The sequence below is a fragment of the Mycobacterium sp. SVM_VP21 genome (assembly GCA_024758765.1).
GTDB classification, from domain to species: Bacteria; Actinomycetota; Actinomycetes; order Mycobacteriales; family Mycobacteriaceae; genus Mycobacterium; species Mycobacterium heraklionense_C.
This window is the reverse complement of record CP101406.1, coordinates 1-26,730: the sequence shown is the minus strand read 5'-3', so window position 1 is coordinate 26,730 and position 26,730 is coordinate 1. Positions and strand designations below refer to the sequence as shown.

Sequence of the window (26,730 nt, the reverse complement as noted above, 5' to 3'; positions counted from 1 at the left end):
CCACCGGCGTAGCGCCGGCCCGGGGAGGCGGCGACAATGTCCGCATGACGAAATTGTGGGTGGAACGTACCGGGACCCGCCGCTACACCGGACGCAGTTCGAGGGGCGCGCAGGTGCTGGTCGGCAGCGAGGACGTCGACGGCGTGTTCACCCCCGGAGAGCTGTTGAAGATCGCGCTGGCCGCCTGCAGCGGCATGTCCAGCGACGCCCCGCTGGCCCGCCGGCTCGGCGACGACTACCAGGCCACCATCGAGGTCTCCGGTCCCGCCGATCGGGAACAGGAGCGCTATCCGCTGCTGGAAGAGGTCCTGAAGCTGGACTTGTCGGGTTTGGATGACGCGGACAAACAGCGGCTGCTGACCGTCGTGCACCGGGCGATAGATCAGGTCTGCACGGTCGGACGCACACTGAAATCCGGCACCGAGGTGCGCTTCGAGATCGACTCCGGTGACCGGTCCTGACATCCGCCTGTCCGCCTGGGTGCACGGACATGTCCAGGGCGTCGGATTTCGGTGGTGGACGCGTTCGCGGGCACTGGAGCTGGGCCTGACGGGCTACGCCGCCAACCGGCCCGGTGGCCGGGTGCACGTCGTCGCTCAGGGCCCCCGCGCGAACTGCCAACGCCTGCTGGAGCTGCTGCAGGGTGGCACCACACCGGGCCGGGTGGACACCGTCGTCGCTGACTGGACGGACGTCGGGGACCCGATCGACGGATTCGCCGAACGCTAGCCCGGTAGTCTCACCTCCCGTGCATCTCAAGAGTTTGACGCTGAAGGGCTTCAAGTCCTTCGCCGCGCCGACGACTCTGCGCTTCGAACCCGGTATCACCGCGGTGGTCGGACCCAACGGTTCGGGCAAGTCCAATGTGGTCGATGCCCTGGCCTGGGTGATGGGGGAGCACAGCGCCAAGACCCTGCGCGGCGGCAAGATGGAAGACGTCATCTTCGCCGGCACCTCTTCGCGCGCGCCGCTCGGTCGCGCCGAGGTCACCGTCACCATCGACAACTCCGACAACGCGCTGCCGATCGAGTACGCCGAGGTCTCGATCACCCGGCGGATGTTCCGCGACGGAGCCAGCGAGTACGAGATCAACGGCGCCAGCTGCCGATTGATGGACGTCCAGGAGCTGCTCAGCGACTCCGGCATCGGCCGTGAGATGCACGTCATCGTCGGCCAGGGCCGGCTGGCGCAGATCCTGGAGTCACGGCCCGAGGACCGCCGGGCCTTCATCGAAGAGGCCGCCGGGGTGCTCAAGCACCGCAAGCGCAAGGAAAAGGCCGTCCGCAAGCTGGACGCGATGGCGGCCAACCTGGCCCGCCTGACCGACCTGACCACCGAGCTGCGCCGCCAGCTCAAGCCGCTGGGCCGTCAGGCCGAAGTCGCCCGGCGAGCGGCCACCATCCAAGCCGACCTGCGCGACGCCAAGCTGCGGTTGACCGCCGATGACCTGGTGTCGCGGCAGGCTGAGTTCGCCGGAACCACCGACGCCGAGGCGACGCTGCGCCGCGAACACGACCAGATCACCGAGCGTCTGGCGGTGGCTGCCGACGAACTGACCGCCCACGAGTCCGCGGTCGCCAGTTTGACCCACCGCGCCGAGGCCGCCCAGCAGACCTGGTTCTCGCTGTCGGCGCTGGCCGAGCGGGTCAGCGCCACGGTGCGCATCGCCAGCGAACGCGCACAGCATCTCGACGACGAGCCGATCACCACCGCCGGCGTCGACCCGGATGCATTGGAGGCCGAGGCCGAGCAGGTGGCCGCGGCCGAGCGGCAACTTTTGGCCGAGCTGGCCAACGCCGGCATCCGGCTGGAAGCGGCCCGCGCCGAGCTGGCCGAACGGGAGCGCCGCAGCACCGAGGCGGAGAAGGCGCATCTGGCTGCGGTCCGTGCCGAAGCCGACCGGCGCGAGGGCCTGGCCCGGTTGACCGGTCAGGTGGAGACGATTCGGGCTCGCGTCGAGTCGATCGACGCTCATGTCGGGCAGCTGTCGACGCGCATCGAGGAGGCCGCCGGACGGGCCCAGGCCGCCCAGGCGGAGTTCGAGACGGTTCAGGGGCGGGTCTCCGAGCTCGATCAGGGCGAGGTCGGTCTGGACGAGCACCACGAGCGGACCGTGGCCACCCTGCAGCTGGCAGATGAGCGTGTCGCCGAACTGCAGGCCGCCGAGCGCGCCGCCGAGCGCCAGGTCGCTTCGCTGCATGCCCGTATCGAGGCGTTGTCGATGGGTCTCGAACGCCGCGACGGCGCCGCCTGGCTCGCAGCGAACCACAGTGGCCCCGGGATCTTCGGGTCGATCGCGAAGCTGGTCAAGGTGCGCTCGGGGTACGAGGCGGCACTGGCCGCGGTGCTCGGGTCCGCAGCCGATGCGCTGGCCGCGGAGAATGCCGGCGCGGCCAGCTCGGCGCTGCACGCGCTCAAGACCGCCGACGGTGGCCGGGCCGCGATCGTGCTGGGGGATTGGCCGCTGCCCGCCGTCGAACAGCGTGCGGCACTGCCCGGCGGAGCGCTGTGGGCAGTGGAGCTGATCGAGGCCCCCGACCGATTGCGCGGCGCGATGACGGCAATGCTGTCGGCGGTGGCGGTGGTCGACGACCTGCCTAAGGCACTGGACCTGGTGGCTGCACGCCCCGGCGTGCGCGCGGTGACGTTAGACGGTGACCTGGTCGGTGCGGGCTGGGTCAGCGGTGGATCGGATCGCAAGCCGTCCACCCTGGAGATCAACAGCGAGATCGACAAGGCCCGCGCCGAACTGGCCGCCGCCGAGACACAGGCCGGCGAACTCGGCGCGGCCCTCGCCGGGGCGCTGGCTGAGCAGTCCGCGCGCCGGGACGCCACCGAGCAGGCATTGGCGGCGCTCAACGAGTCCGATGCCGCCATCGCCGCGACCCACGAGCAGCTGGGCCGGTTGGGGCAAGAGGCGCGCGCCGCAGAGACCGAGTGGCGCCGGCGGCTGCGTGAGCGTGAAGAGCTCGAGGCCGGCCGGGCGCAGACCGTCACCGAGCTGGGCGAGCTGGAAACCCGGCTGCGCAATGCTGAAGAGGATCAGCCGACCGCCACCGTTGAACCGGTGGATCGCCAGCAGATCGCGGCCGCAGCCGAGGCGGCGCGCGGCGTCGAGGTGGAGGCAAGGCTGGCGGTGCGTACCGCCGAGGAGCGCGCCAATGCGGTACGCGGCAAGGCGGACTCGCTGCGCCGGGCGGCCGCGGCCGAACGCGAGGCGCGGGTCCGCGCCGAGCAGGCCCGCGCCGCACGCGCGCGCGCGGCGACGACGGCGGCAGCGGTGGCCGATGCCGGCAGTGCGCTGGCCCAGCGCCTGCAACATGTGGTGATCGCGGCGGCACGGATCCGTGACGGGCTGGCCAGTGAACGTCAGCAGCGGTCCGCCGCCCTGGTCGCCGTCCGTGACGAGGTGAATTCCCTGAGTACCCGGCTGACCGCGCTCACCGAATCACTGCACCGCGATGAAGTCGCCAAGGCGCAGGCCGCGTTGCGCATCGAGCAACTCGAGCAGACCGTGCTCGAACAGTTCGGCATGAGCTCGGCTGACCTGATCGCCGAGTATGGCCCGGACGTCGCTTTGCCACCGACCGAACTGGAGATGGCCGAGTACGAGCAGGCCCGCGAACGCGGCGAACTGGTGATGGCTCCCGCCCCGATGCCCTTCGACCGCGCCACCCAGGAGCGCCGGGCCAAACGCGCCGAACGCGAGCTGGCCGAACTGGGTCGGGTCAACCCCTTGGCGCTTGAGGAGTTCGCGGCGCTCGAGGAGCGCTACAACTTCCTGTCTACTCAGCTCGAAGACGTCAAGGCGGCCCGCAAAGACCTCCTCGACGTGGTCTCCGAAGTCGACGCGCGCATCCTGCAGGTCTTCACCGACGCCTACGCCGACGTGGAGCGCGAGTTCACCGAGGTGTTCGCGGCACTGTTCCCCGGTGGGGAAGGCCGCCTGCTGCTGACCGACCCCAGCGACATGCTGACCACCGGCGTCGACGTTGAAGCCCGCCCACCCGGCAAGAAGGTCAAGCGACTGTCGCTGCTGTCCGGCGGGGAGAAGTCGCTGACGGCCATCGCCATGCTGGTCGCGATCTTCCGGGCCCGCCCGTCGCCGTTCTACATCATGGACGAGGTCGAGGCCGCGCTCGACGACACCAACCTGCGCCGGCTGCTGGCGCTGTTCGAGATGCTGCGGGCCCGCTCGCAGCTCATTGTCATCACCCACCAGAAGCCGACGATGGAAGTCGCCGACGCGCTGTACGGGGTGACCATGCAGGGCGACGGGATCACCGCGGTGATCTCCCAACGCATCCGGGGCGAAGAGCTGGTCAGTAGCCCGAGCTAGCCTGTCCGACTTGGCCCGCGGCGGCCCTGAAACAATGGCGGTCGTGTCTGACGGTCTCTGGATTGCCCTCGCGGTCGCCGCCGCGCTCGTCGTCATCGCCGCACTGGTCTTCGGCCTGGTGCGCCAACGGCGGCGGCGCATCAGCCTGTCGGGCGCAAAGCGCCCAGAACAGCAGAGTCTGGACCGTTCCGGCGGCTACACCGCCTCCTCGGGTATCACCTTTAGCCGGACCGACACGTCGGAGCCGCCCGCACCCGTGATCGGCGACGACGCGACCGTGCCGCGCGACGCGCCCAAACGCACCATCACCGATGTCGAGCTGCCTGAAGCAGCCCCCGAGGGGCCGGCGCCAGAGTCCGTCGAGCTCGACATTGAGCCGGTTGAAGGCCGGATGGACCGGCTGCGCGGTCGGTTGGCCAAGTCGCAGAACGCGTTGGGCCGCAGCGTGCTCGGGTTGCTGGGCGGCGGAGACCTCGACGACGACTCCTGGCAGGACGTCGAGGACACCCTGTTGGTGGCCGATCTGGGTCCGGTGGTCACCGAATCGGTGGTGAATCAATTGCGCGGACGGCTGGCCGGCGGTCAGGTGCGCACCGAGGCCGAGGCTCGCACGGTGTTGCGCGACGTGCTTATCGGCGAGCTGCAGCCCGGTCTGGAGCGTTCCATTCGGGCCCTGCCGCATGACGATCACCCGTCGGTGCTGCTGGTGGTGGGCGTCAACGGCACCGGCAAGACCACCACTGTCGGCAAACTGGCCCGAGTGCTGGTGGCCGACGGCCGTCGTGTGGTGCTGGGGGCGGCCGACACGTTCCGGGCCGCCGCGGCCGACCAGCTGCAGACCTGGGCGGCGCGGGTGGGCGCCGAGGTGGTCCGCGGTGCCGAGGGCGCCGATCCCGCCTCGGTGGCGTTCGACGCCGTCGACAAGGGCGTAGCCGACGGTGTCGACGTCGTGGTCATCGATACCGCGGGACGGCTGCACACCAAGACCGGTCTGATGGACGAGCTCGGCAAGGTCAAGCGGGTGGTAGAGCGCCGTGCGGCTGTCGACGAGGTGCTGCTGGTCCTCGACGCCACCATCGGGCAGAACGGCCTGGCCCAAGCCCGGGTGTTCGCCGACGTCGTCGACATCACCGGGGTGGTGCTGACCAAGCTGGATGGAACCGCCAAAGGCGGGATCGTGTTCCGGGTGCAGCAGGAACTGGGGGTGCCGGTCAAGCTGGTGGGCTTGGGGGAAGGGCCCGACGATCTGGCCCCGTTCGAGCCGGGCGCCTTCGTCGACGCGCTGCTCGGCTGAGCGCTCCGGCCGCTATCGTGACCGTCTTGTGACCTCGGGTCGGTCATGAGGTAATTTTTGGCTGTGATCCCCTCAGCATTTGGCGCGGTCGCGCGCTGCCTCACCCCGCTCCTTGCCGTTGCGGCCCTGGCCGGCGCGGCCCCCGCCCAGGCCGACGGCGATAACCCGCTGGGCGGCATGCCCTTCTATGTCGATCCCATCTCCAAGGCGATGCATGCCTCCAACGCGCAGCCGGACAGCGCCGAGCTGGCTCGGGTGGCCAACACCCCGCAGGCGTACTGGCTGGACCAGGCGTTCGGAGTGGGATCTGTCGGCTCGACGGTGGCCCGGCACACCGGCGCGGCCGCTGCGGCGGGCGCAATGCCGGTGCTGGTGCTCTACGCCATTCCGCACCGTGACTGCGGCAGCTACGCCGCGGGCGGATTCTCCTCCGGCGCGTCCTATCGCGCCTGGATTGACAGCGTCGCCGACGGGATCGGCGGCAACCCGGCCGCGATCGTCCTCGAGCCCGACGCGCTGGCGATGGCCGACTGCCTCTCGGGTGACCAGCGTCAGGAGCGCTTCGACCTGATCAGCTATGCCGTCGACACGCTGGGCCGCAACCCGGCCACGGCGGTCTACGTCGACGCCGGGCACTCGCGTTGGGTCAGCGCCGGAGAGATGGCCAACCGGCTCAACCAGGCCGGCGTGGGGCGTGCGCGAGGCTTCGCACTGAACAGCACGAACTACTTCACCACCGAAGAGGAAATCGGCTACGGCGAAGAGATCTCGGGCATGACCGGCGGCGCGCACTACGTGATCGACACGTCGCGCAATGGCGCCGGTCCCGCGGAGGGCGACCCCTACGGCTGGTGCAACCCCAGCGGGCGGGCGCTGGGCACGCCGCCGACCGCCAACACCGCCGGCCAGCACGCCGACGCTTACCTGTGGGTCAAGCGGGTCGGGGAGTCCGACGGCAGCTGCGGCTCGGGCGAACCCGCTGCGGGTCACTTCGTCAGCGAGTACGCCATCAACCTGGCACGCAACGCGGGCTGATCGTAGGTCTAGCTGGCCGCACCGCCATGCCACCGGGCGAACACCTCGGGGTGGGCACGTCTCTTGGCCTTCCACATGTTGTCGCCGTAGGTGCTGTGGAGCTGATTGTTAGCGTCATGACTGATCGGTCGGGTCTTGGCGGCAAGGTCCGGGGGTAGGTGAAGAGTGGGAACGACGCCGTCGAGTGCTGGGCCGAAGAAGTACGGGATCGAGATGCGCGCCGGGGCACCCGCCGGTGTCAGCACCCGATGGGGCGTGGCACGAAGGTAGCCCTGACTCGAAACTTCGAGCAGCTCACCGATATTCACGATGAATGCGCCGTCTAGTGGCGCGGCGTCCAGCCATTCGCCGTCGAGCGATTGCACCTGCAGTCCCGTCGAGTCGTGCTGCAGGTGCAGCAGCGTCATGACGCCCGGATCCTTATGGGCGCCAACTCCCTGGTCGCCATGCGAGGTGGCTGGCCGTGGCGGGTAGTGGATCAGCTTCATCAACGATGCGGGCTCGGTGCCGAAGGCGGAGTCGAATATCTCTGACGGCGAACCCAGCGATTGTGCCCAGCGCCGCAACAACTCCCGTGCGACCCTGTTCATCTCCTGCTGGTAGCGCCCCACCAGCTTCGGCATCGCGGGGATCGCCGGCGGCCATTGATTGGGCCCGCGCAGCCACTGCGGGCCGGCAGCGCCGTCGGTGGCGTCAGCCTCGGGCCCGAAGTCGATCTGCTCACGCCAGTCCACTTCGCCATTGGTCAGCTCACCGCCGATTCTCGAGTAACCGCGAAAGTGTGGGCTGCGTGCGAGTTCGATCGCCAGCTTGTCTTGGGCGGGCAGGGCGAAGAATTCGCGTGCCGCGGCGTGCAGTTCACCGAGCAGCTCCGCCGGGACACCATGTCCGACGAGGTAGAAGAATCCAGTGGTGTGGGTGACTTCACGGAGCCGGATGCGCTCGTCGGTCCTGCCGAGCAGCGCGAAGTTCACCACCGGCAGCATGGTTGGGTCTCCTTCACGTTTCAGCGTTTGGTGGCGATGTAGTAGTAGTTCGATGGGTCCTCGTCGATCTCGGCGCACTCCACGTCGGTGAAACCGGCGTCGGCCAGCATCGATATTGCGAGTTGGCGGCCCCACATGGTGCCCAGGCCGGCGCCGTTCAAGGCCAACGACACGGGCATGCAGTGCATCAGGGAGACCGTGTAGCGGTAGGTGTTCATGGGAACGCCGATGTTGTCTTCCAGACTGCTTGACGATTTTGAATCCGCCATCAAGAAGACGCCGCCCGGCCGCAGGGATCGATAGATGTTCTCCAACACCCGCGCCGGCTGCGCTTGATCGTGAATGGCGTCGAATGCGGTGACAAGGTCGTAGGCCGAAGCTCGGTCGAACGTCGTCAGATCGTGGCTCTCGAAGTTGGCGTTCGCCAGTCCCCGCTGAGCCGCCTCGCGAGTCGCTCGTTCGATGCCCTCGGACGAGAAGTCAACGCCGGTGAACCGGCTGTTGGCGAACGCCTGGGCCATCACGTTGACGGCGTGGCCACTGCCGCAGCCGAAATCAGCCACCTCCACACCGTCGTGGAGTCGTTGCGGCAAGCCCTCGACGAGGGGAAGGACGACATCGACTAGCGCCGAGTCAAAGACTTCGCCGCTTCGCTCCGCCATCACCGCGTGGAAGCGGGGATAGTCGCTGTAGGGAAGCCCGCCGCCATGCTGGAAGCAGCCCAGCACTTTCTGCTCGACCTCGCCCATCAGGGCGATGTACTGCGCGACGCGCGCCAGGTTGGCGGCCCCGGCAGCACGGGTCAGCACCGCGGCATGGTGCTGCGGCAAGCGATATGTCTTGTTGGCGGGGTCGTAGTCCACAACGCCGGCCACGGTCGTGCCCCCCAACCACTCGCGAACGTAGCGTTCGTTGAGTCCGGTGCGGTTGGCGATCTGGGTGCTGGTTGCCGGTTCCGGCAGGGCGGCCAGGGCATCGAACAGCCCGCTCTGATGTCCGAGGCTCAGTAGCAGTGCGAGGCTGGCGGCGTCCAGCGCCTCGGTGACGCGCTCAGCGAATGCCAGTGCTTGGGCAGTCGATTCCGTCGGCTGGTGCTCGTTCGCTGGTGTTGCCACGACACTCCTTGAATCCTCTGCGTCAGATGTCATCAACTAGGATACTAGCGGTATCCTAGAATGTTCTCGCCGATCAGGAGGTCCCCATGGGCGACGCGACGGTCAACTCCGCGCACCGTGCTCACGCCCTGATTCGTGCGGGCATCCTCAGCGGTGAGTTCCCCGCCGGGGTCATGCTGAGCGAGTCAACGCTGGCGGCCTCGATGTCGATGAGCCGTACCCCGGTGCGGGCGGCGCTGGGGCGTCTGCAAGATGAAGGGCTGGTGCGGATCTACCCCAAGCGCGGTGCGCTGGTACGTGAATTGACCGTCGATGAGATCCGCGAGTCCGACCAGGTGCGGCATGCCTTCGAATGCGCCGGGGTGCAACTGGGCAACCCTGAGGCTCGGCAGCAACTGAGTGCGCGTCTGCAGGAAAACCTCGACGGGCAGGAGCAGGCGCTACACCGGCGCGACTATCCCGGCTTTGCGGCACTGGCCATGCAGTTTCATCGCGCATTTGTGGAGCTCGCCGACAACGCCACGATGCTGGCGCTCTACGACCGACTGCAAGATCGACAGCACCTCGCGATCGTGCGTAACTCGACGGTCCGCGGGCAGCCAGACCTGGTGCTGGCCGAACATCGGAGTCTGCTCAAGGATGCCGAGGCCGGCGATTGGATGGCCTTCTCAACCCGGCTTCGCGAACACCAGTCCAACGGCAACGACTTCGAATAGTCGACCCAGGCCGGGCTACAGTGGCGGCATCGGACGGAAGGGAGCATTCCCATGATCGAGCTACTGCCGGACATGCCGCAGGGAGTGACCGGAATTCGTGTGTCGGGGCGACTTCGCGGTGACGAACTCCGAGAGATCAAGCCGTCGCTGCACGAGCGTCTACAGGGCGGCGATGTGCGCATCGTCGAGGTCATCGACTCCGACTATGCGGGCTTTGGGCCCGGTGGGCTGGCCGAGGACATCAAGCTCGGCCTGGGTGCCGTCCTGCCGCATCACTCGGCGTTCAAACGCATCGCGGTGGTGTCGGACAAGGAATGGGTTGCCCATGTTCTGCATGCGCTCGAATGGATGATTCCCGGCGAGCTTGCGGTGTTCGGCCTCGATGACGTCGAACGTGCCAAGGAGTGGGCCGCCGGCTGATCGACCCGAGGGTCAAGTGTCGAGATCGCTTCCGCCGCTCCGCCTATGGTCAAGCGGTGACGGTCGGCTGGGACGAGACGCTGCGGGAACGGATCCGGGCACATCTGGACGGGCACGACCTCCGCGCCCCCATCCACGCGCCGACCGGGGCGGTGCTGTGGCAACTGCGGTGGTTGTGCCTGGAGGGCCGGGGGGACCCGGTCGACGAGTTGGAGCAACCGGTATTCGCCTGGAAATAGGTTCGGGCGCAGGCGTCGGGCCCTAGGCTGCGCTCCATGATCAAAGACCGTGCCGCACTGGTCGCGGGCTGTATCCGGCTGGCGTCGGGCATCTCGTTTCTCGTCGATCCGCTGCGGGCGAATCGATTGTGGGGAGAGCCGGACGATCCTGGGCCTTCCGCGCGGCTGCTGCTGCGTTCGATGGGCTACCGCGACGCCCTGATCGGCGGCCTACTCGTGAACGGGGCGTTGCGCGGTCGCGACACGCGCGGCTGGTTCCTGGCATCCGGTGGTGCCGACGCGGCCGACCTGCTGGGCGGGATCAGCGTGCACGCCGATCTCAAGCGCGGACAACAGATCGTCGGTCTCGGTGGAGCGGCAGTCGGCATCGGGGTTGGGCTCTGGGGTGCCACGCGCCGGCGCGCCCCCAGGCCTTGAGACCGTCGTGCGCTGAGATTGCGCCCAGGGCTGTACATCTCGCGGTATCCGCAACCCTGGACGCAATCTCAACCTTGGGTACGCAAACTACTTCGGTGGCATCCGGATGCCACCGTCCACGCGGACGACTTCGGCATTCATGTAGGAGTTGGTGAGCAGCTCCACCACCATCGAGGCCAGCTCTTCGGGCTTGCCGAGCCGGTGCGGGAACAGCACGGACTCGCCGAGCTTGGCTTTGAAGGCCTCCGAGGCCTCGCCCTCGCCGTAGATCGGGGTGTCGATGAGGCCGGGGGCCACGGTGTTGACGCGGATGCCCGCCGCGGACAGGTCGCGGGCCACCGGCAGGGTCAGGCCCACGACACCACCCTTGGACGACGAGTAGGCGGCCTGGCCGATCTGTCCGTCGAAGGCGGCAACACTGGTCATGTTGACGATAGCGCCGCGCTCGCCGGTGTCGGTGAACTCATTGCGGCTCATCGCGGTGGCCGCGATCCGGATGCAGTCGAAGGTGCCGATCAGGTTGATCGCCAGCACCTTGCGGTAGGCATCCAGGTTGTGCGCTGAGTCGAATTCGCCATCCTTGCCGATAGTGCGCTGTGCCCAGCCGATGCCGGCCGAGTTCACCAGCGCCCGCAGCGGGCCGAGGTCCGCGGCGGTCTTGACGGCGTCGATGATCTGCTCGGTGCTGGTCACGTCGACGGACACGAACACTCCGCCGATTTCGTGAGCCAGCGCCTCACCCTTGTCTGCCTGTAGGTCGGCGACGACGACCCGGGCACCCTTGTCGGCCAGCTGGCGGGCAGTGGCCGCACCGATTCCTGATGCGCCACCGGTGACGATCGCGCTTGCTCCGTTAATATCCACGTCGGACACTTTACTTGGACGGTGTTCCGCTCTGTGATTCGGGAAGCCGAAAGGCTGATTTTTTATCACGCCCCAATAAAGGCAGTTATGTCAATCTAGCTGGTTTTCTACAGAACTACCGACTAAAACTGTTGTGGGTGATCTAATTTCGGGTGGGGTTCCGCGTTCTGCGGTGCGTTCAAGGGCATTTCAAGGGGTTTCCATGGCTGGTGTCGTAGCGATGACCGGTGCGCAGGGGAGGCGTCCGCTCCGCCGCGGTCGCGTAGTTCTCGCTGTGGTAAGCGTTCTCGTCGTCTTCGCGGGTATGGCGGGGCTTCCGGCGACGCCGTTGTCTGCCCGGTCGTCGGCCACCGTCTCGCGCGACGTAGCGCTGGCGGCGGGTGACATCGCGTTCGTCATGGGAGGCAGCGGTATTCCGTTGCCGTCGCAGGGCTACGTCAACGCCGCCAACCTGCTGTACCTACAGCCGCACGGCTTCACCGGGACTGCCGAGTCGCTGTTCACGCCAGAGCTGTATTACCCGGGCAACGTCTCGGAAGCCGTTGGCGCCCAGCTGCTCGCCGATGCGATCGAGAAGCAGATCGCCGGCGGAGGGGTGAACGCCGACAACCCGGTGTATGTCTTCGGTTACTCGCAGAGTTCGGCGATGTCGTCGATGACGATGGAACAGCTGCACTACGCGGGTGTGGGAACCCAGGACGTTCACTTTGTGCTCGTGGGTAATGCGGCGAACCCGAACGGCGGGCTGGTCGAAATGCTCAACATTTGGGGTGGCAACCTCAGTTTTTGGAATGGGCTGACCCTTGGGCATCCAACACCGGACTATTTCACTACTGATCTCTACACGATGGAATACGACGGATTCGCCGACTTTCCGCGTTATCCGCTGAATCTGCTAGCGGATCTTAATGCGGTTGCGGGAATGTTTCTGCAGCACGACGGATATTTCGGACTGAGCCCCGACGCCATTGCGAACGCCATTCACCTGGAAACGAGCGGGGACAGTCCCACCAACTACTACATGATCCCTACCGAGACTCTGCCGTTGTTGGACTTGCTGCGGGTGAACCCAATCTGGGGTAACCCGCTGGCCGACCTGTTGGAGCCGAGCATGCGCATCCTGGTCAATCTCGGCTACGGCAGTCTCACCGAGGGGTGGAATCAGGGGCCGGCCAACATGCCGACGTCGTTCAGCTTCGACCTGTTACCCAGCAACATCAGTTGGGACCAGGTCAACGCCGCCCTCACGGATGCGTGGTCGCAGGGTGTCCAGGCCGCCATTCGTGACCTACAGGATCCGGCGAGCTACGTATTCGGGTCGTTCATGGAGCGGGAACCGTTTTCGCTGCTGTGGAATGCAGCGCAACGCGTCTTGTTTGATATCCAGGACCCTGCGCCGCTGTTCGGCGGGCTGTTCGGTGGTTCGGCGACGGCGACTGAACCCGGCGACGGTTCGGACTTTCTGAACTCCGTCGCGTCTGTTGTCGGCGGAGATCTCGGCCTGTCCTGGATCTCGGATTTGCTCGGCTTCGACTCGCTCACCCCCGCCTAAGTCGGGTTCCGCCGTCGGCACTGACCAGCCGCAGAAAGGCTTATAGAAATGAATCGTCGTCTTCGTCGCAGTATGGGGCAGCATGGACGGAACTCAACCGGTCGGATGAGTCGCGCTATCGGCGGCGCCGTGTCGGCGTTGGCGCTGGCACTGGTGCCCATTACGACCGCGCCGTCGGCTGGCGCCGACTTCGATTTCCTAGACCCCGGCACCTGGTTCGACATGTCCGGCCTCGATGCGGGCGATGTCGGCAGCGCCGATTCCACCCCGTTGGCGCAAACCGACTTGGCTGACCTCTACCAGGACAGCTTCTACCTTCCGGCCCACGACGCTGTGGAGAGCTTCCTGCACAACACGGGCAACCAGCTGTTGATCGACATCATCAACGCGCCCTGGGTGATGACATTCGGCAGGTACTTGATCGGTGACGGTGTCGATGGCTTCCAAGGTGCCAACACCTCGTTGTTCGGCTGGCTTGGTTTGGGGGATCTCGGTGACGGCGGGTTCCTGTTCGGTGACGGCGGCGACGGTGCCGCCGGCGTAGCCGGGATCAACGGCGGTGCGGGCGGTGACGGCGGCGATGCCGGATTGTTCGGCAACGGCGGTGCGGGCGGGCAGGGCGCTGCGGCCTACCTCGGTGCGGACGGAACAGTGATCGAGGCCGGCGCGGGTGGCCAGGGCGGTACCGGCGGAATGGGGTTTGGCGACGGCGGTGTCGGCGGCCAGGGCGGTACCGGCTTCCACGACAGCTTCGACGGCACGTCGTTGGTGACGCACGCCGGGGGTACTGGCGGTGCAGGTGGCGACGCTCTGGCCGGTTGGGGGTTCGGCGGAACCGGTGGGCGCGGTGGCTCCGGCTGGGCCGGCGTCAACGGCCCCGATGTGACCGCATTGGACGGCGGCGTCGGTGGTAACGGCGGCGTGGGCGGTAACGCCGGATGGCTCTTGGGCTTTAGCGGCAATGGCGGCGCCGGCGGCGTCGGCGGGGCGGGGGCGGCCGGCTCCATCGGCACCGCCAGCCAGCCCGACGGTGGTAACGGCGGTGATGGCGGCGACGGCGGCCGAGGCGGTGTTGCCGGCACCGGCGTCGGACGGATCGGCACGGTCGGGCAGACCGGTGACGACGGCGACGGTGGCGCCGGTGGTGCGGGTGGTGTAGGTCTGACCAACCCGTTCGGTACCGGGGGCCACGGTGGCAACGGCGGTGCGGGCGGGGCCGGCGGCGTCGGGACCACCGGTGGGAACGGCGGTGCCGGGGGAGTTGGTGGTGCCGGCGGCAGCGGCCAGGTCGGCGCTGACGGCGGTGACGGTGGAAACGGCGGCGCCGCAGTCGATCAGACCGGCAGTTCCGGTGGCCGTGGCGGTAACGGTGGCGACGGCGGCAACGGTTCTTTGGGCGTCGGTGGCGACGGCGGCGACGGCGGCAACGGTGGTTCCACCGGAGGTATCGCCGGTGGTGCGGGCAAGCCCGGGGAGTCCAACGTCGACGGCACTGGTGGTGCCGGCGGCGCCGGGGGTGCGTCCGGCGCACGTCCCTAGGCCTTTCCTGGCCTCTTCCTGCCTCACCGCTGTGAGCAGGTGGTCACACATCTGCAACGGAGCGGCGCTAGCGCCGAAACAACTGTTGCGCATGGTTATGACCAGCCTGGTTCATATGGCAACCGGCCGCGGCGGAGGAGGTTTGGTGCATGGATCAATTCCCGGCGATGGGGGTGCCCGACACCGGCGACACTGCTTGGATGCTGACCAGCGCCGCCCTGGTGCTTTTGATGACGCCCGGTCTGGCGTTCTTCTACGGCGGCATGGTTCGGGTCAAGAGTGTCTTGAACATGATCATGATGAGCATCAGTGCCATGGGTGTGGTGACCGTGCTCTGGGTGCTCTACGGTTTCTCACTCGCGTTCGGCGATGATGTCGGCAACGTCGCGGGAAACCCGACCGATTATTGGGGTTTGAAGGGCCTCATCGGGGTCAACGCGGTCGCCGCGGATCCGGCCAGCGGTACGCCGGCGGTCGAGATTCCGCTGGTCGGCACGGTGCCGGCAACCGTTTTCGTCGGATTCCAGCTGATGTTCGCGATTATCACTGTCGCGTTGATCTCTGGAGCGGTGGCCGACCGGATGAAGTTCGGCAGCTGGCTGTTGTTCTCTGCGCTGTGGGTCAGTTTCGTGTACTTCCCGGTTGCCCACTGGGTCTTCGCCTTCGACGACAGCACCGCCTCCCATGGCGGCTGGATCGCCAACAAACTTCATGCGATCGACTTTGCGGGCGGCACCGCGGTCCACATCAACGCCGGAATGGCGGCCTTGGTGCTGGCAATTGTCCTCGGCAAACGCCAAGGGTGGCCGACACTTCCGATGCGGCCGCACAATCTGCCGTTGGTAATGCTTGGGGCCGGCCTGTTGTGGTTCGGGTGGTACGGATTCAACGCTGGATCGGCGGTGAGCGCCAACGGTGTTGCCGGCTCGACCTTCATCACCACGACGGTCGCGACAGCCGCCGCGATGCTGGGTTGGCTGCTTGCCGAGCGGATCCGCGACGGCCATGCCACCTCATTGGGCGCAGCATCGGGCATCGTGGCCGGTCTGGTCGCGATCACGCCGGCGTGCGCATCAGTCGATGTTATGGGCGCGCTGGTTGTGGGTGCCGTGGCCGGTGTCGCCTGCGCGCTGGCAGTGGGTCTGAAATACCGTTTTGGCTTTGACGATTCGCTCGATGTCGTCGGGGTGCACCTGGTCGGCGGGCTCGTCGGAACACTGCTCGTGGGCCTGCTCGCGGCGCCCACCACAGCGGCCATCGACGGTGCGTCCGACGTATCGCCCGGCTTGTTCTACGGCGGTGGCTTCGATCAGCTCTGGCGCCAGCTCATCGGTGCGTCCAGCGTTGCGGTGTACTCAGCTGTCGGAACGGCGATCTTGGCCTTGATCCTCAAATACACCATCGGACTGCGACTGGACGCCGAGGATGAAGCCTCGGGCATCGATGAGGCCGAGCACCTCCAAAGCGGTTACGACCTCGTGAGTAGCGGCAGTGCTGTTCTTGCTTACTCGGCTGAAGACAGGAGAGAAGATGAAGCTGATCACCGCGATCGTGAAGCCGTTTACGTTGGAGGACATCAAGACTGGCTTGGAAGAGGCCGGAGTCCTGGGGATGACGGTCAGTGATGTCCAGGGATATGGGCGGCAGAAGGGCCACACCGAGGTCTACCGGGGTGCCGAGTATTCGATCGATTTCGTTCCCAAGGTGCGGATCGAGGTGCTGGTCGACGACTTCGCGGTGGACAAGATCGTCGAGATCATCGTGCGGGCGGCACGTACCGGCAAGATCGGCGACGGCAAGGTGTGGGTCAGCGCGGTGGAGTCCGTGGTCCGGGTGCGCACGGGCGAACGCGGCGCTGACGCGGTGTGAGTCGGTAGCGCGATCCGAGCCGATGTAGACGGCCATGAACCGCAGGGGGGCGGGTCGCCCGACCGTCGACTTGGCGGCTGTTCGAGCCACATTGCGGTGTGCGACATCCGCGCAATGGGATTCAGTCGCCCTGCGGACAGTGTGGCGCCAGGTGCACGAGGCCTGGCTGGTTGCCAAGGCGGCCGAGATCGGTGTTGTGCCCGGCAGCGGTTTCGCCGTAGTGGCAACTGGATCGCTGGGTCGGCGGGAGTTGCTTCCGCAGTCCGATCTGGACCTGTTGCTGGTGCACAACGACATGCCTTCCGATGTGGTGGGACGGACGGCGGAATTGCTCTGGTATCCGTTGTGGGACGCCAATGTTCGTCTCGATCACAGCGTTCGCACGATTCCGCAGGCGCTGCAGGTCGCCACTTCCGATATCCTCGCCGCCCTGGCCATGCTGGACGCCCGCCATATTGCCGGCGATGAGCGGCTGTCGGCAGGCCTGATCGCCGGCGTCCGACAGCAATGGCGCCGCGACATCAGCGCCCGCTACCGCGAACTCGTCGACGTGACACACGCTCGTTGGCAGCGCAGTGGAGCCATAGCCGGCAGCGCCGAACCCGATCTGAAATGTGGCCGCGGCGGCTTACGTGATGTTCAACTGCTCGATGCGCTGACGGTCGCCCATGCTTCCGGCCGCTCGACCTTGCGTTGGCCGTATGAGCGCCGGGGCTCGTTGCGTGGTGCCCACCGCACGATGCTGGACGTCCGTACCGAACTTCACCGGGCCTGCGGGCGTGGCCAGGACCTGTTGTCCGACCAGTACACCAATGAAGTCAGCGCCGCGCTGGGCCTGGGCGACAGGTACGACTTGGCGGCCAGACTTCTTGGTGCCGCGCACACAATCAGCCGCCGCGTCGACGCCGAATTCAACACATTGGCGCGTCTCGGGAAGTTGGCTGTGCGGGCGTGACACTCCCGAGAACGCCAATCTTTGCGCCAGTGCTGTCGCGTTCTGTGTAGTCCTTTCGCGCGCCAAATTTAGCTCTTGGTCGAGGCGTCCTATTTCTACCGTTCGACCGAAATTCCCAGTTGAGTAATTGTGGGCGCCGAGCGATTAAGGGTAAGACGGACACGGGAATTCAACGGCGATTATCGATGTCGACTCCCGTAAGCCGGCTTCGCCCGCGCTGGTGGCCATCGGCGCTGGCCAGGCAACCTCAGAGACTCAGACGGATGCCAGCAAGATTCAGATGTATGCCAGGAACGAGAAGTACGTTGCGTGAGGGGGGTGAAATACGGACGAAACATAGGGATTGCGATGAGACGCTTCGGCAGGATGACGGCCGCGTTGTTGAGTGCGGCAGGCGCAGCTTTGGTAGTCGGGTTCGCCGGAGTTGGAGTAACTGGCATCGCGCAGGCGGCGCCTGCCCCTGTGAGTGGTGTGGCCCCGTTGCCGGGTGTGACCCCCGCCAGCCCCCAGACCTGCATCATCGGCCTCAACTGCGGCTGCATTCGGGGCCGCACCTGCCCCGGTGACCGGCGGAGGCACGCAGTGCGCCCTCCTGAAGCGCGGCTTGACGGGGCTCCCGCCATCGTCAGCGACCAAGAGGGCGCGCCGGGCTTCACACCAGCACCTGTTTTGGCATCACCGTAGGTTTGAACCCGTAACGCGGGCCACCTGAACCGAAACCGCCGCGTCCACCTGCGCCCATCGGTCCCATTCCCGCTGGTACCGCATGCATCTGTGCGGTCTCCTCTGCCGCGACCGTCCAACCCGAACCCGTCGACGCCGCGACCTGAGTGCCTGCCGCGGCCGACCAGCCGGCTGGCACCGACATCCCGCCCATCGTGGATGCCTGGCCCAGTCCTGCCAGCACCGGCGTGCCGGCGGCACCCACCGCTGCCACCGGTTGGGTCATGCCAGCCAGGACTCCCGAGCCCAGACCCGCCGCGAGACCGTCTACTCCGGTGACATCGGATGCCAGGCTGGCCGGGCCCGCCAAGGCCAGGGTATGGCCCAGCGATACCGCTGTCGGGACCGCAGTGCAGACGAACCACGCCGCCGTGTTCACCCCGCCGTTGATGGCATTCGAGAACAACGGGGTACCCAAGAAGAGATCGAGCGCGTTCACCAGTGTCGGGTCCGATGCCCCGGTCAGCGGTGCGATCAGCGACTGCAGGGCGCCCTGCAGTGAGCTGAGGCCCTGGGTCAGCTCCTGCTGAAGCCCGCCGGTGGCACTGCCCGCAGTGGCGACCGCAGCGCCTACCGGGCTGGTGGTCTGCGGCGCCGGAGACATCGGGGTAAGCGCGGCAGCACTGGCCGACGAGGTGCTGTAGCCGAGCATGGCCAGGGTGTCCTGCGCCCACATCTCCATGTAGTGGGCTTCGGTGGCCAGGATCGCCGGGGTATTCACGCCCAAGAAATTGGACGCAACGAGTGCCGCCAGCTGGGCCCGGTTGGCGGTGATCACTGGCGGAGACACCACGGCCGCACGGGCGGCTTCGAACGCTCCTGCCGAGGCCATCGCCTGCGAACTGGCCTGGTAGGCGGCTGTCGAGGTGGTCTGCAACCACGCGAGATACGGCGTGACCGCGCTGGTCATTGCCGCCGAGGCAGGCCCCGTCCACTCTTCGCCGGCCAGCTCGGAAATCACCAACTGTGCCGACATCGCAGACGTCTCCAGCTCGGCGGCCAGGCTGCCCCATGCCGAGGCGGCCGACATCAGAGGTCCGGAACCGGCTCCGCTGTACATCCACGCGGACACGATCTCCGGGGGTAGTGCTCCGAAATCGAACGACATATCTGTGTTCCCCTTCTCGGTGGTGGGGCAGGTTGCTAAACGGCAGTCGGCTTAGGCATGACGGTGTGCTTGACCCCATAGCGCGGTGCGCCGAACTTCCCGACGCCGCGATCACCGGCGCCGGCTGCGGCCATGGCTGCCGGCACGGCGGCCATCGCGGGCATGGAGTGCGGGGTGGCCATGCTGCTCGTGACCGCCGCCAAACGCGCGGGGGCAGCGGTCGAGGCGGCCGCGCTCTCGGCGGCCCAGGTGGGCGGCGCGGACAAGGCGCCGACCGTGGTGGCCTGGGCCATGCCGGCCGCCACGGGCATCGCGCCGACGCCGGCCATGGGTGCGGCCAGCATGGGCTCTTCGAACCCGACGAGGCCCGCGGCTCCTTCGGCGGCGATCTCTTCGGGAAAGTCCAGGAGACCACCACCGGCCAAGCCGAGCAGTGCCGAGCCGGCCGAGGCCCAGTTGCCCATCCCGACGTTCTCGATGTTGGCCAGGTTGCCCGAGAGCAGGGAACCGCTGCCGCTGGACGGCACACCGAGGACATTGGTCAAGAACCACTGGAGCCCCGAGTCCATTGACGATGTCGCCTGGTTGGTGGCCTCGGCGGTGGAGTAGGCCCCGGCGTTCTGCCCGAGGACCTGTACCAGCTGCTGGTGAACGGTTGCCGCCTGCTGGCTGATCGACTGGTAGAGGTTCCCATAGGTCGCGAACACGGCGGCCTGCAACGCAGAGACCGGGTCGGTGCCGGCCGGCGCGATCACCGTGGTCGGGATCGCCGCCGCGCCGCTCTCGGCGGACAGCGCTTCGCCGATACCTGCGAGTTGACCCGCGGCGTGCGTAATTGATTCGGGGAGTGTTTTCACAAACGACATGCATCCTCCTCGCAGGTAGCCGGACCAGAATGGGATGGTCCGAGGGGCCGGTCATCGATGTCGTGAAGCATTGCAGGAATCGGATAGGTTAAGTGGATCGGTAACGTTTTCTTAGCGGTTGAGCGCTCATCTTTAACGGAAATAGGCGGGTTGTGAAAGCTCGGAAACTGCCGTTTAACGGACGAGAATTGCGGCATTAACTGTGCAATTTATCTAACGCCGCGGTTACAATTAGCACGCCCCGGATATCGGACACGCCAACGACCCGCCGCCCGCTCGGGCCACCCCATGTCGCCGCGGCCCGCCCGCCCGCGATGCGACCAGATATAGGCTGGCGGCGTGTTTGAATCCCTCTCCGACCGGTTGACCGGGGCCCTGCAGGGGCTGCGCAGTAAGGGCCGTCTCACTGACGCCGATATCGACGCCACCGCCCGCGAGATCCGGCTGGCCCTGCTGGAAGCCGACGTGTCGTTGCCTGTGGTGCGCGCGTTCATCGGCCGGATCAAGGACCGTGCCAAGGGTGCGGAGGTCTCCGGTGCGCTCAACCCGGCCCAGCAGGTCGTCAAGATCGTCAACGAGGAGCTCATCGGCATCCTCGGTGGAGAGACCCGACAGCTGGCGTTCGCCAAGACCCCGCCGACGGTCATCATGCTGGCCGGTCTGCAGGGTGCGGGCAAGACCACGCTGGCCGGCAAGTTGGCCACTTGGCTGCGAGGCCAGGGCCACACTCCGCTGCTGGTGGCCTGCGATCTGCAACGCCCCGGTGCGGTCAACCAGCTGCAGGTGGTCGGGGAACGCGCCGGGGTCACGGTGTTCGCCCCGCACCCGGGGACCTCGGTCGCCGGTGATAGCGGCACGCCGGGCGACCCGGTCGCCGTGGCCGCAGCCGGTTTGGCCGAAGCCAAAGCCAAGCACTTCGACGTCGTCGTCGTCGACACCGCCGGGCGCCTGGGCATCGACGAGGAGATGATGGCCCAGGCCGCCGCCATCCGCGATGCGGTGCAGCCCGACGAGGTGTTGTTCGTTCTGGACGCCATGATCGGCCAGGACGCGGTCACCACCGCCGATGCGTTCCGCGAAGGAGTGGGCTTCACCGGGGTCGTACTCACCAAGCTCGACGGCGACGCCCGCGGTGGTGCGGCATTGTCGGTGCGGGAAGTCACCGGTGCGCCTATCTTGTTCGCGTCCACCGGTGAGAAGTTGGAAGACTTCGACATCTTCCACCCCGACCGGATGGCCAGCCGCATCCTGGGCATGGGCGACGTGCTCAGCCTCATCGAGCAGGCCGAGCAGGTCTTCGACGCCCGCAAGGCCGAGGAAGCAGCGGCCAAGATCGGTTCCGGCGAGCTCACGCTGGAGGATTTCCTCGAGCAGATGCTGGCGATCCGCAAGATGGGTCCGATCGGCAACCTGCTGGGCATGCTGCCCGGAGCCGGCCAGATGAAGGACGCGTTGGCCGCCGTCGACGACAGCCAGCTGGATCGCCTGCAGGCCATCATTCGCGGCATGACGCCGGCCGAGCGGGCTGACCCGAAGATCATCAACGCCTCCCGGCGGCTGCGCATCGCCAACGGTTCGGGCGTCAGCGTCTCGGAGGTCAACCAGCTCGTCGATCGGTTCTTCGAGGCCCGCAAGATGATGTCGTCGATGATGGGCGGCCTGGGCCTGCCCGGGCTGGGCCGCAAGAGCTCCAATCGCAAGGCCAAGGGTAAGGCGGGCAAGAAGGGCAAGGGCCGCGGCCCGACCCCACCGAAGGTGCGGGGCCTGTTCGGTCCCGGCGGCCCCGGCATGCCCGCCGGTTTCCCTGACCTGTCGCAGATGCCCGAAGGCCTCAACGAGCTGCCCCCGGGGCTGGCCGACTTCGACCTGTCCAAGCTGAACTTCCCGGGCCAGAAGTAATTTGGCGCTCCACATCTCCGGTCGCGGGCTGCCCGACGAACAGCCTGTCGAGTACTGGATCGTCGACGGTGCGATCAGCCTCGAGCCGGTCGACGGCGCTGAGACCGTCTTCTCCGACGGCTGGATCATCCCGGGCCTGGTCGACGCGCACTGTCACGTCGGGATCGGGCCCGGCGGTTCGGTCGACCTCGACGAGGCGGTGCGCCAGGCCGAGACCGAACGTCGCGCCGGGGTCCTGCTGATCCGTGACGCGGGCTCCCCGGTCGACACCCGCGCGTTCGACGACCGCGCTGACCTGCCTCGCATCATCCGCGCCGGACAACATCTCGCCCGGACCAAGCGCTACATCCCCGGACTGCCGATCGACGTCGACGACGAGATGCAATTGCCGGAAGCCGTTGCCGCCCAAGCGCTTCGCGGCGACGGCTGGGTGAAGCTGGTGGGGGACTGGATCGACCGGGGTGTCGGCGACCTCGCGCCGCTGTGGTCCGACGACGTGTTGAAGTCGGCCATCGACGCCGCGCACGCCAACGGCGCCCGGGTCACCGCGCACGTCTTCGGCGAGGACGCACTGCCCGGCCTGATCAACGCCGGCATCGACTGCATCGAGCACGGGACGGGGATCACCGACGACATCATCGAGCTGATGCTGGCCCATGGCACGGCCCTGGTGCCCACGCTGATCAACATCGACAACTTCCCGGGGATCGCCGATTCGGCGGCCAAGTACCCGACCTATGCGGCGCACATGCGCGCGCTGCACGCCACCTGTCGATCACGGATCGGTGCGGCTCGGGAAGCCGGCGTGCCGATTTATGCCGGCACCGATGCCGGTGGCATGGTGGCCCACGGCCGGATCGCCGACGAAGTCGACGCCCTGTCCGGGGTCGGCCTCAGCCGCACCGAAGCACTGGGTGCGGCCTGCTGGGATGCCCGTCGCTGGTTGGGGGCACCCGGGCTGGAGCAGGGCGCGCCGGCCGATCTGGTGTGTTTCGCCGACGACCCGCGCAGCGGCCCCGAGGTGCTCGGGTCTCCCGATCTGGTGATGCTGCGCGGCCGGGTCTGCTGACCGCTTTCACCGCCCAGCAGACACAGACTCGCACTGTGGGCCGCGGATTTAGGCGATTCTGCGTCTGCTCGCGCCGGTTGAGCCGGGTCCTACAGGCTGCCGACGCTGGACATCGGCCCCTGCGCGAAACCCCAATCCAGTAGGGCGGCCGCCTGGTCCCAATAGGTCGGGCCGCCCTCATGGATGAGCCCGTACATCATCGCGACCACCAGCCGCCGACCGTCGCGGGCCGCTCCGCCGACATAGGTCTTGCGGGCAGCGTCGGTAAAGCCGGTCTTGCCGCCGAACGCCCCCGGGTACCGGGCCAGCAGCTCGTTCATGTTCACGATCGGACGCTCCCCGGCATCGGTGGGGAATGTCGCCGCGGGCTGCGCGGTGATCTCGGCGAACACCGGGTTGGCCATCGCCGCCCGGAAGATGGCCGCCAGGTCGTGCGGGGTGCTCGCGCCCGGGCCGCCGGGGCCGTCCAGCCCGGACGGTGTACTGGCATGGGTATCAGTCGCGCCGACCGCAGCGGCCTTGGCGTTCATCTTCGCCACCGCCGCCTCGGGACCGCCGAGCATGTCGGCCAGCGCGTTGGCGGCGTCGTTGCCCGATACCAGCAGCAGGCCTTCCAGCAGCTGCCGTGCCGTGTAGCTGTGGTCAGCCTTGACCCCCACACAGTTGCACTCCACGTGCGTGTCGGCGGGGGTAGCCACCATGGTGTCGTCGAGGTTCAGCTCATCGAGCACCACCAATGCCAGCAGAACCTTGATCGTGCTGGCCGGCGGAGTCGCGGCGTAGCCGTTCTGCTCGGCGAGCACCTGCCCGGAATCCAGGTCGGCGATCAGCCAGTTCGGGGCCGGGCCGACCGGAACCGGCGCCGAGCCGAGAGGCTGCGCGGCGTCGGCGTGGGCAGTCGCCACGGGAGAGGCGAACACGGTTGCGAGAGCCGCGATTGCGGCCAAGATTTTCCGCATGGCGGCCTACCTTACCGCTGTGGTGTTGAATCGAGGAATGCTGAGCCAACACGAAATTTCAGACCGTTGGGAGATCCAGCAGCTGCTGGTCGACTACTCGACCGCGATCGACACCCGCAACTTCGATGGTCTGGACGCGGTGTTCACCCCCGATGCCTACATCGACTACCGCGCCTTGGGCGGTATCGACGGGCGCTTCCCAGAGGTCAAGGCTTGGCTGACCGAGGTGCTGCCCAATTTCGCCAACTACTCCCACATGCTGGGCCTGCCGGCGATCCGCGTCGACGGCGACAGCGCCACCGCGCGCACCTTCTGTTTCAACCCGATGGTGTTCAGCGGGGAGAACGACCCCATGATGCTGGTGGGGCTGTGGTATGACGACGAGTTCGTCCGCACCGCCGACGGCTGGCGGATGAGCAGGCGCTCCGAGATCAAGTGCTTCCAGAAGATGCCCTGAGGCGATTTCTGCTGACCGGCCTGTTTCTGGCACAATGGGCGGCTGTCCGCCGTGCGACGCGACCCTGTTGGGGCTCCGCGCGGGGTGACGCAACCACGCGAGGCAAAACCGGATGTGGGCAATCCCGCCCGCATCGCTGAATTGCAGCGTGATATCGCAGGAGTTATTCATGGCTGTCAAGATCAAGCTCACCCGCCTCGGCAAGATCCGCAATCCGCAGTACCGCATCGCGATTGCCGACGCGCGCTCCCGCCGGGACGGCCGCGCCATCGAGGTCATCGGTCGCTACCACCCGAAGGAAGAGCCGAGCCTGATCGAGATCGACTCGGAGCGCGCCCAGTACTGGCTGTCGGTCGGTGCCCAGCCCACCGAGCCCGTGCTCAAGCTGCTGAAGATCACCGGTGACTGGCAGAAGTTCAAGGGACTGCCCGGCGCCGAGGGCCGCCTGAAGGTCAAGCCGGCCAAGCCGAGCAAGCTGGAGCTGTTCAACGCCGCGCTGGCCGAGGCCGAGGGTGGCCCGACCACCGAGGCCACCACCGCCAAGAAGAAGAAGGCCCCGGCGAAAAAGGCCGAAAAGGCCGACGAAAAGGCTGAGGCTCCCGCCGAGGAAGCTGCCGCCGAGGCCCCCGCTGCTGAGGCCGCCGAGTCGGCCAGCGAGAGCTGACCGCGGCCATGAGTGCCGTGGTGGCAGACGCCGTCGAGCACTTGGTGCGCGGCATCGTCGACAACCCCGATGACGTACGAGTCGACATGGTGACCAACCGCCGTGGCCGCACCGTCGAGGTGCACGTGCACCCCGACGACTTGGGCAAGGTAATCGGTCGCGGCGGTCGCACCGCCACTGCGTTGCGCACCCTCGTCGCCGGTATCGGTGGACGTGGTATCCGCGTGGACGTGGTGGACACCGACCGGTAGTCGGCCGGCTCATGGAGCTGACGGTCGGGCGTGTGGTCAAGGCCCACGGCATCAGCGGCGAACTCGTCGTCGATGTCCGTACCGACGATCCCGAACTTCGGTTCGCGCCGGGTGCAACGCTGCACGCCCGCAAGTCCGGTGCGCCGCAACGCGACTATGTCGTCGAGGCGGCGCGCCCGCATGGGGCCCGGCTGCTGGTGCGGTTGGCCGGGGTCGTCGACCGCGACGGCGCCGACGCGGTTCGCGGCAGCGTTTTCGTCGTCGACTCCGCGGAGTTGCCGCCGATCACCGAGCCGGACACCTACTACGACCATCAACTCGAGGGTCTGCAGGTGCGCACGGTGGCGGGGGAGGAGATCGGCACCGTGACCGAGGTGTTGCACACGGCTGCCGGTGAACTGCTCGCGATCAAGCGGACCGACGGCCGGGAACTGTTGGTGCCGTTCATCGCTGCGTTCGTGCCGTCGGTGTCGCTGGCCGACAACACCGTGCTGATCGACCCGCCCGACGGGCTGCTGGAGCTGGACGGGTAAAGCGCGGCATGCGAATCGATGTCGTCACGATCTTCCCCGACTACCTGGCTCCGATCCGTCAATCACTGCCCGGCAAGGCGATCGAGACCGGAATGGTCGCGTTCGAGGTTCACGACCTACGGCGCTGGACCCACGATGTGCACCGTTCGGTGGACGACTCGCCGTACGGTGGCGGCCCGGGAATGGTGATGAAGGCTCCGGTCTGGGGCGACGCGCTGGACGAAATCTGCTCGGAGCAGACCGTTCTCATCGTCCCGACCCCGGCGGGAACACTGTTCGACCAGGCCACCGCGCAGCGCTGGAGCTCAGAAGAGCATCTGGTGTTCGCCTGCGGCCGTTACGAGGGCATCGATCAGCGGGTCGCCGACGACGCCGCTCGGCGGATGCGGGTCGAAGAGGTGTCGATCGGGGACTATGTGCTGGCCGGCGGGGAGCCCGCAGTCCTGGTGATGCTGGAGGCGGTGCTGCGGCTCATGCCCGGCGTGCTCGGCAATCCGGCGTCCCAACGTGACGATTCGCATTCGCCGGACCGTGATGGGCTGCTGGAGGGGCCGAGTTACACCCGCCCACCGAGCTGGCGCGGCCTGGATGTGCCCGACGTGCTGCTCTCCGGTGATCACGCCCGGATCAATGCCTGGCGCCACGAGGCGGCCCTGGAGCGGACCCGCGAACGCCGTCCGGATCTGCTGGACGAGTAACCGCGGTCGTCGTTCGGTCGCGCGAGTGTGCCAAATTGTCTGGATTGCCCGGGTCAGGCTCAAGTGATCGCTGCAACACCTGATCGAGAGGTGTTGGTGCGGTATGGGGTATCAGGCGGGGTTTCGGGGCCGTGGTGATCGGCGGGTACCGGATTTTGTGTGG

Annotated in this window: 25 protein-coding genes and 2 pseudogenes; 21 read left to right on the top strand and 6 right to left on the bottom strand. The window is 67.2% G+C overall.

What is annotated here, in order from left to right:
- Window positions 1–44: 44 nt before the first annotated feature.
- The 5 genes from NM962_00135 to NM962_00115 all read left to right on the top strand — a co-directional run bounded on the left by NM962_00135 (window position 45) and on the right by NM962_00115 (window position 6,668).
- On the top strand, window positions 45–461 hold the full coding sequence (locus tag NM962_00135; protein ID UVO12622.1) for an OsmC family protein: 417 nt from the start codon (window positions 45–47) through the stop codon (window positions 459–461).
- Complete coding sequence (locus NM962_00130) at window positions 448–729, top strand: acylphosphatase (protein UVO12621.1); 282 nt, start codon at window positions 448–450, stop codon at window positions 727–729. The genes NM962_00135 and NM962_00130 overlap by 14 nt, the downstream gene beginning before the upstream one ends.
- A gap of 19 nt (window positions 730–748) precedes the next feature.
- On the top strand, window positions 749–4,339 hold the full coding sequence (gene smc / locus NM962_00125; GenBank protein UVO12620.1) for a chromosome segregation protein SMC: 3,591 nt from the start codon (window positions 749–751) through the stop codon (window positions 4,337–4,339).
- A gap of 43 nt (window positions 4,340–4,382) precedes the next feature.
- Complete coding sequence (gene ftsY / locus NM962_00120) at window positions 4,383–5,633, top strand: signal recognition particle-docking protein FtsY (protein ID UVO12619.1); 1,251 nt, start codon at window positions 4,383–4,385, stop codon at window positions 5,631–5,633.
- Between the two features lie 63 nt (window positions 5,634–5,696).
- Entirely contained in the window at window positions 5,697–6,668 is a 972-nt protein-coding gene (locus NM962_00115; GenBank protein ID UVO12618.1) for a glycoside hydrolase family 6 protein, read from the top strand.
- A gap of 8 nt (window positions 6,669–6,676) precedes the next feature.
- On the opposite strand, the gene NM962_00110 is transcribed toward NM962_00115, so the two are convergent.
- Both NM962_00110 and NM962_00105 read right to left on the bottom strand, forming a co-directional pair.
- On the bottom strand, window positions 6,677–7,654 hold the full coding sequence (locus tag NM962_00110) for an isopenicillin N synthase family oxygenase (GenBank protein ID UVO12617.1): 978 nt from the start codon (window positions 7,652–7,654) through the stop codon (window positions 6,677–6,679).
- A gap of 20 nt (window positions 7,655–7,674) precedes the next feature.
- Window positions 7,675–8,718: a methyltransferase domain-containing protein gene (locus NM962_00105; GenBank protein ID UVO14918.1), complete on the bottom strand. Its 1,044-nt coding sequence runs from the start codon at window positions 8,716–8,718 to the stop codon at window positions 7,675–7,677.
- Between the two features lie 137 nt (window positions 8,719–8,855).
- Here NM962_00105 and NM962_00100 point away from each other — a divergent pair, with 137 nt between their 5' ends.
- The 4 genes and pseudogenes from NM962_00100 (at window position 8,856) to NM962_00085 (ending at window position 10,561) form a co-directional block, all read left to right on the top strand.
- The gene (locus NM962_00100; GenBank protein UVO12616.1) at window positions 8,856–9,485 is read left to right on the top strand and encodes a GntR family transcriptional regulator; all 630 of its coding nucleotides are present in this window, start codon (window positions 8,856–8,858) and stop codon (window positions 9,483–9,485) included.
- Window positions 9,486–9,536: 51 nt separating this feature from the next.
- Window positions 9,537–9,905, top strand: a complete 369-nt coding sequence (locus tag NM962_00095) for an STAS/SEC14 domain-containing protein (GenBank protein UVO12615.1) — start codon at window positions 9,537–9,539, stop codon at window positions 9,903–9,905.
- A 50-nt stretch (window positions 9,906–9,955) separates the two neighbouring features.
- Window positions 9,956–10,144: pseudogene (locus NM962_00090) on the top strand (hypothetical protein).
- A gap of 36 nt (window positions 10,145–10,180) precedes the next feature.
- Window positions 10,181–10,561, top strand: a complete 381-nt coding sequence (locus NM962_00085; GenBank protein ID UVO12614.1) for a DUF4267 domain-containing protein — start codon at window positions 10,181–10,183, stop codon at window positions 10,559–10,561.
- Window positions 10,562–10,648: 87 nt separating this feature from the next.
- Here the strand turns inward: NM962_00085 and NM962_00080 are convergent, their stop codons facing one another.
- On the bottom strand, window positions 10,649–11,425 hold the full coding sequence (locus NM962_00080) for an SDR family oxidoreductase (GenBank protein ID UVO12613.1): 777 nt from the start codon (window positions 11,423–11,425) through the stop codon (window positions 10,649–10,651).
- A gap of 274 nt (window positions 11,426–11,699) precedes the next feature.
- On the opposite strand from NM962_00080, the gene NM962_00075 reads away from it, so the two are divergent.
- The 5 genes and pseudogenes from NM962_00075 to NM962_00055 all read left to right on the top strand — a co-directional run bounded on the left by NM962_00075 (window position 11,700) and on the right by NM962_00055 (window position 17,244).
- Window positions 11,700–12,977 carry a PE-PPE domain-containing protein gene (locus NM962_00075; GenBank protein UVO12612.1) on the top strand — a complete coding sequence of 426 codons (1,278 nt, stop codon included), beginning with the start codon at window positions 11,700–11,702 and terminating at the stop codon, window positions 12,975–12,977.
- Window positions 12,978–13,082: 105 nt separating this feature from the next.
- The gene (locus tag NM962_00070; protein ID UVO14938.1) at window positions 13,083–14,516 is read left to right on the top strand and encodes a hypothetical protein; all 1,434 of its coding nucleotides are present in this window, start codon (window positions 13,083–13,085) and stop codon (window positions 14,514–14,516) included.
- A gap of 149 nt (window positions 14,517–14,665) precedes the next feature.
- On the top strand, window positions 14,666–16,141 hold the full coding sequence (locus NM962_00065; protein UVO12611.1) for an ammonium transporter: 1,476 nt from the start codon (window positions 14,666–14,668) through the stop codon (window positions 16,139–16,141).
- Entirely contained in the window at window positions 16,047–16,385 is a 339-nt protein-coding gene (locus NM962_00060; protein UVO12610.1) for a P-II family nitrogen regulator, read from the top strand. The genes NM962_00065 and NM962_00060 overlap by 95 nt, the downstream gene beginning before the upstream one ends.
- A gap of 151 nt (window positions 16,386–16,536) precedes the next feature.
- A pseudogene (locus tag NM962_00055) lies at window positions 16,537–17,244 on the top strand (DUF294 nucleotidyltransferase-like domain-containing protein).
- A gap of 748 nt (window positions 17,245–17,992) precedes the next feature.
- Here the strand turns inward: NM962_00055 and NM962_00050 are convergent.
- Together NM962_00050 and NM962_00045 are read right to left on the bottom strand one after the other, a co-directional pair.
- Entirely contained in the window at window positions 17,993–19,171 is a 1,179-nt protein-coding gene (locus tag NM962_00050) for a PPE family protein (protein UVO12609.1), read from the bottom strand.
- A gap of 35 nt (window positions 19,172–19,206) precedes the next feature.
- On the bottom strand, window positions 19,207–20,037 hold the full coding sequence (locus NM962_00045; GenBank protein UVO12608.1) for a PE domain-containing protein: 831 nt from the start codon (window positions 20,035–20,037) through the stop codon (window positions 19,207–19,209).
- A gap of 339 nt (window positions 20,038–20,376) precedes the next feature.
- On the opposite strand from NM962_00045, the gene ffh reads away from it, so the two are divergent.
- Window positions 20,377–21,936, top strand: coding sequence for a signal recognition particle protein (ffh, locus tag NM962_00040; GenBank protein ID UVO12607.1), 1,560 nt, complete (start codon window positions 20,377–20,379; stop codon window positions 21,934–21,936).
- Window position 21,937: 1 nt separating this feature from the next.
- Window positions 21,938–23,005 (top strand): amidohydrolase family protein, encoded by a 1,068-nt coding sequence (locus tag NM962_00035; GenBank protein UVO12606.1) that lies wholly within the window; start codon window positions 21,938–21,940, stop codon window positions 23,003–23,005.
- A gap of 89 nt (window positions 23,006–23,094) precedes the next feature.
- On the opposite strand, the gene NM962_00030 is transcribed toward NM962_00035, so the two are convergent.
- Window positions 23,095–23,964 carry a D-alanyl-D-alanine carboxypeptidase gene (locus tag NM962_00030; GenBank protein UVO12605.1) on the bottom strand — a complete coding sequence of 290 codons (870 nt, stop codon included), beginning with the start codon at window positions 23,962–23,964 and terminating at the stop codon, window positions 23,095–23,097.
- A gap of 37 nt (window positions 23,965–24,001) precedes the next feature.
- Between NM962_00030 and NM962_00025 the strand changes: the two genes are divergently transcribed.
- The 5 genes from NM962_00025 to trmD all read left to right on the top strand — a co-directional run bounded on the left by NM962_00025 (window position 24,002) and on the right by trmD (window position 26,567).
- Window positions 24,002–24,421 (top strand): nuclear transport factor 2 family protein, encoded by a 420-nt coding sequence (locus NM962_00025; GenBank protein ID UVO14917.1) that lies wholly within the window; start codon window positions 24,002–24,004, stop codon window positions 24,419–24,421.
- A gap of 169 nt (window positions 24,422–24,590) precedes the next feature.
- Window positions 24,591–25,085: a 30S ribosomal protein S16 gene (rpsP, locus tag NM962_00020; GenBank protein ID UVO12604.1), complete on the top strand. Its 495-nt coding sequence runs from the start codon at window positions 24,591–24,593 to the stop codon at window positions 25,083–25,085.
- 8 nt (window positions 25,086–25,093) lie between these two features.
- Window positions 25,094–25,336, top strand: coding sequence for an RNA-binding protein (locus NM962_00015; GenBank protein ID UVO12603.1), 243 nt, complete (start codon window positions 25,094–25,096; stop codon window positions 25,334–25,336).
- Window positions 25,337–25,347: 11 nt separating this feature from the next.
- Window positions 25,348–25,869: a ribosome maturation factor RimM gene (gene rimM / locus NM962_00010; protein UVO12602.1), complete on the top strand. Its 522-nt coding sequence runs from the start codon at window positions 25,348–25,350 to the stop codon at window positions 25,867–25,869.
- 8 nt (window positions 25,870–25,877) lie between these two features.
- Window positions 25,878–26,567 (top strand): tRNA (guanosine(37)-N1)-methyltransferase TrmD, encoded by a 690-nt coding sequence (gene trmD, locus NM962_00005; protein ID UVO12601.1) that lies wholly within the window; start codon window positions 25,878–25,880, stop codon window positions 26,565–26,567.
- Window positions 26,568–26,730 lie beyond the last annotated feature (163 nt).

What these genes read in the sequence shown, in the direction of transcription:
- NM962_00135 (UVO12622.1), top strand. Translation starts at nt 45, where the DNA reads ATGACGAAATTGTGGGTGGAACGTACCGGGACCCGCCGCTACACCGGA.
- NM962_00110 (UVO12617.1), bottom strand. Translation starts at nt 7,654, where the DNA reads ATGCTGCCGGTGGTGAACTTCGCGCTGCTCGGCAGGACCGACGAGCGC.
- NM962_00100 (UVO12616.1), top strand. Translation starts at nt 8,856, where the DNA reads ATGGGCGACGCGACGGTCAACTCCGCGCACCGTGCTCACGCCCTGATT.
- NM962_00095 (UVO12615.1), top strand. Translation starts at nt 9,537, where the DNA reads ATGATCGAGCTACTGCCGGACATGCCGCAGGGAGTGACCGGAATTCGT.
- NM962_00085 (UVO12614.1), top strand. Translation starts at nt 10,181, where the DNA reads ATGATCAAAGACCGTGCCGCACTGGTCGCGGGCTGTATCCGGCTGGCG.
- NM962_00070 (UVO14938.1), top strand. Translation starts at nt 13,083, where the DNA reads ATGAGTCGCGCTATCGGCGGCGCCGTGTCGGCGTTGGCGCTGGCACTG.
- NM962_00065 (UVO12611.1), top strand. Translation starts at nt 14,666, where the DNA reads ATGGATCAATTCCCGGCGATGGGGGTGCCCGACACCGGCGACACTGCT.
- NM962_00060 (UVO12610.1), top strand. Translation starts at nt 16,047, where the DNA reads ATGAAGCTGATCACCGCGATCGTGAAGCCGTTTACGTTGGAGGACATC.
- NM962_00050 (UVO12609.1), bottom strand. Translation starts at nt 19,171, where the DNA reads ATGTCGTTCGATTTCGGAGCACTACCCCCGGAGATCGTGTCCGCGTGG.
- NM962_00045 (UVO12608.1), bottom strand. Translation starts at nt 20,037, where the DNA reads ATGTCGTTTGTGAAAACACTCCCCGAATCAATTACGCACGCCGCGGGT.
- NM962_00030 (UVO12605.1), bottom strand. Translation starts at nt 23,964, where the DNA reads ATGCGGAAAATCTTGGCCGCAATCGCGGCTCTCGCAACCGTGTTCGCC.
- NM962_00025 (UVO14917.1), top strand. Translation starts at nt 24,002, where the DNA reads ATGCTGAGCCAACACGAAATTTCAGACCGTTGGGAGATCCAGCAGCTG.
- rpsP (UVO12604.1), top strand. Translation starts at nt 24,591, where the DNA reads ATGGCTGTCAAGATCAAGCTCACCCGCCTCGGCAAGATCCGCAATCCG.
- NM962_00015 (UVO12603.1), top strand. Translation starts at nt 25,094, where the DNA reads ATGAGTGCCGTGGTGGCAGACGCCGTCGAGCACTTGGTGCGCGGCATC.
- rimM (UVO12602.1), top strand. Translation starts at nt 25,348, where the DNA reads ATGGAGCTGACGGTCGGGCGTGTGGTCAAGGCCCACGGCATCAGCGGC.
- trmD (UVO12601.1), top strand. Translation starts at nt 25,878, where the DNA reads ATGCGAATCGATGTCGTCACGATCTTCCCCGACTACCTGGCTCCGATC.